This is a genomic window from Microbacterium sp. BF1 (genome assembly GCF_019279095.1).
Lineage (GTDB): Bacteria > Actinomycetota > Actinomycetes > Actinomycetales > Microbacteriaceae > Microbacterium > Microbacterium maritypicum.
In genome coordinates this window covers 1-3,002 of sequence record NZ_JAGYWT010000303.1, presented here as the reverse complement: position 1 = coordinate 3,002, position 3,002 = coordinate 1, and the positions used below count along the sequence as shown (strand labels likewise).

Annotated in this window: 3 protein-coding genes; all 3 read right to left on the bottom strand. The window is 66.7% G+C overall.

Translation table 11 applies throughout. The features are described 5' to 3' along the window. On the bottom strand, positions 1-331 hold a 331-nt coding region (locus KZA10_RS10960), incomplete at its 3' end, for a hypothetical protein (protein ID WP_218682897.1). 162 nt (positions 332-493) lie between these two features. Further along, positions 494-919, bottom strand: a complete 426-nt coding sequence (rbfA, locus tag KZA10_RS10955) for a 30S ribosome-binding factor RbfA (RefSeq protein WP_021199404.1) — start codon at positions 917-919, stop codon at positions 494-496. A gap of 95 nt (positions 920-1,014) precedes the next feature. Then, positions 1,015-3,002 (bottom strand): translation initiation factor IF-2 (gene infB, locus KZA10_RS10950; protein ID WP_218682896.1); only part of this gene is annotated, 1,988 nt, incomplete at its 5' end.

The following is a 3,002-nucleotide window of genomic DNA, read 5'->3' as shown; positions in this document are numbered from 1 at the left end:
TCGCCAGTCGGGCGTCGATGAAGCGCACCCGGCCGGCGTGCACGGCGAGGTGGGCACCGACGCGGGCGGAGGTGACCTCGGCCGCCGAGCGCCCATCGAATTCGAGAATCGGATCGAGAGCATCGTCCAGGCACACGGCGAGTGCGAGAAGCAGCCTGCGATCGCGTTCGTCGAATGCCACCCCCTCGAACCTCTGCGCGATCGCAGGCACCAGCGGCAGGGGCGTCGGCGCCGGGCGCAGACCGTGTCGTTGATCCGGCGTCAACCGCTGGACGACCTCACGGATCGTCGCCGCGTCCGCGTCCAGATCATCGGCGAGGCGAGCGAGCACGTGGGGCGCGCAACCGAGATCCTGCTCGAGCAGCTGCTCCAGGAGGAGCCCGACGGCAGCGGGCGCGATAAACGGCCCCCCAGACGTGTTCGCACCCTCGATGCCGATCCCCCTCAGCTTCGCGGGACGCCGTCCCGCGAAGCCGAGCGTATCAAACGGCGCTTACTCCGCGTCGTCGTCGGTACGGTACGGGTCGGCGTCGCCGGCGTGGGAAGCCGAGGACGCGAGCTTGGCGACATCGGCATCACGCTGCTGCGCTTCACGCAGCAGCGCGCCGATGTGGTCGGCGTTCTCCGGAAGCGCGTCGGGAATGAACTCGAGGGTCGGCACGAGCCTGGTGCTCAGCTGCCGTCCGACCTCGCTGCGCAGCATTCCGGTCGCCGAGGTGAGCGCCGCACCGCTGGAGATGCGCTCCTCCTCCGTGCCCAGCACCGTGTAGAACACCGATGCGTGCTGGAGGTCGCCGCTCACGCGGACGTCGGTGATGGTGACGAAGCCGAGGCGCGGGTCGCGCAGCCCCTTCTCCAGCCGTTCGGCGAGGATCACGCGGATTCGATCCGCGAGACGGGCCTGTCTTTCGCCTGCCATTGTTCTCTCCCTGTCCAGGAACCCTCAGGGCGTCCCCCGTCTCCGTGCTCCGGAAGGAGCAGGAGAGGGAGACGCCCGAAGGTGTTTCGAATTGATCAGCCGCGAGGCTTCTCGACGAGCTCGGTCGTCTCGATCTCATCACCGATCTGGATGTCGTTGTATTTTCCGAGTCCGATACCGGCCTCGTAGTCCGTACGGACCTCGGTGACATCGTCCTTGAAACGACGCAGCGACTCGATGGCAAGGCCATCGGCCAGCACGACGCCGTCGCGGATGACGCGGGCCTTGGCGTTGCGCGTGATCGTTCCCGATCGCACGATGACACCGGCGATGTTGCCGAACTTCGAGGAGCGGAACACCTCGCGGATCTCGGCCACACCCGACTGGATCTCTTCGTACTCCGGCTTGAGCATGCCCTTGAGCGAGCTCTCGATCTCGTCGATCGCGTTGTAGATGACGGAGTAGAAGCGGATGTCCACGCCTTCACGGGCGGCACGCTCGCGTGCCTTCGTGTCGGGGCGCACGTTGAAGCCCACGATGATCGCGTTGTCGATCGTCGCCAGGTTCACGTCGGACTCGGTGATCGCACCGACACCGCGGTGGATGATGCGCAGCTGCACCGAATCATCGACCTCGATCTTGAGCAGCGACTCCTCCAGGGCCTCGACGGCACCGGAGACGTCACCCTTGATGATGAGGTTGAGCGACTCGACCTTGCCGTCTTCGAGAGCACGGGTGAAGTCCTCGAGCGAGATGCGCTTGCGGGCCTTGGCCAGCTGGGCGTTGCGCTCGACTGCTTCACGCTTCTCAGCGATCTGGCGGGCCATGCGGTCTTCCTCGGTGACGATGAAGACGTCACCGGCACGGGGCACCGAGTTCAGACCCTGCACCTGCACCGGACGCGACGGGTAGGCCTCGAGGACCTGCTCGCCGTTCTCGTCCGCCATGGCACGCACGCGACCATAGGCGGTGCCTGCGACGATCGCGTCACCGATCCGGAGCGTTCCGGACTGGATCAGCACCGTGGCGACCGAACCGCGGCCCTTGTCGAGCTTCGCCTCGATGGCGACACCGCGAGCACCCTTGTTCGGGTTGGCGGTGAGGTCGAGACCAGCGTCGGCGGTGAGCAACACGGCATCCAGCAGTTCCTGGATACCGGTGCCGGCACGAGCGGACACGTCGACGAACATGACGTCGCCACCGAACTCCTCGGCGACCAGGCCGTACTCGGTCAGCTGCTGACGCACCTTCGAGGGGTTGGCGTCGGGCTTGTCGACCTTGTTCACCGCGACCACGATCGGCACGTTCGCCGCCTGCGCGTGGTTCAACGCCTCGACCGTCTGCGGCATGATGCCGTCGTCGGCTGCGACCACGAGGATCGCGAGGTCGGTGACCTGCGCACCACGGGCACGCATGGCGGTGAACGCCTCGTGACCCGGGGTGTCGATGAACGTGATGGCGCGCTCGATGCCCTCGTGCTCGGTCCACACCTGGTAGGCACCGATGTGCTGGGTGATGCCGCCGGCTTCTCCCTCGATGACGTTGGTCTGACGGATCGCGTCGAGCAGTCGCGTCTTACCGTGGTCGACGTGACCCATGACGGTGACGACCGGGGGACGGATCTCGAGGTCGTCTTCGCTCTCGGCTTCCAGCTCGGCCTCGAGGTCGAGACCGAAGCCCTCGAGGAGCTCCTTGTCCTCGTCCTCGGGCGAGACCATCTGGATCTTGTAGCCGAGCTCGGCACCGAGGACCTCGAACGTCGCCTCGTCCAGCGACTCGGTGGCCGTGGCCATCTCGCCGAGGTTGAAGAGGATCGTCACGAGGGTTCCGGGCTGCACCGTGTAGCCGGTCAGCGTCTCGATCTTGTCGGCGAAGTCCGCGATCGATGCGCCGCGACGCATGCGGATGATCTCTCCGTTACCGCGGGTGACGTTGACGCCACCGACGACCGGAGCACTCCGCATCTCGAACTCTTGCCGCTTCGCCCGCCGCGACTTGCGCTGCTTGCTCTTGCCGCCGCCCTTACCGAAGGCACCTGCGGTACCACCGCCGGGGCCGCGGCCACGACCGCCGCCGCCACCAG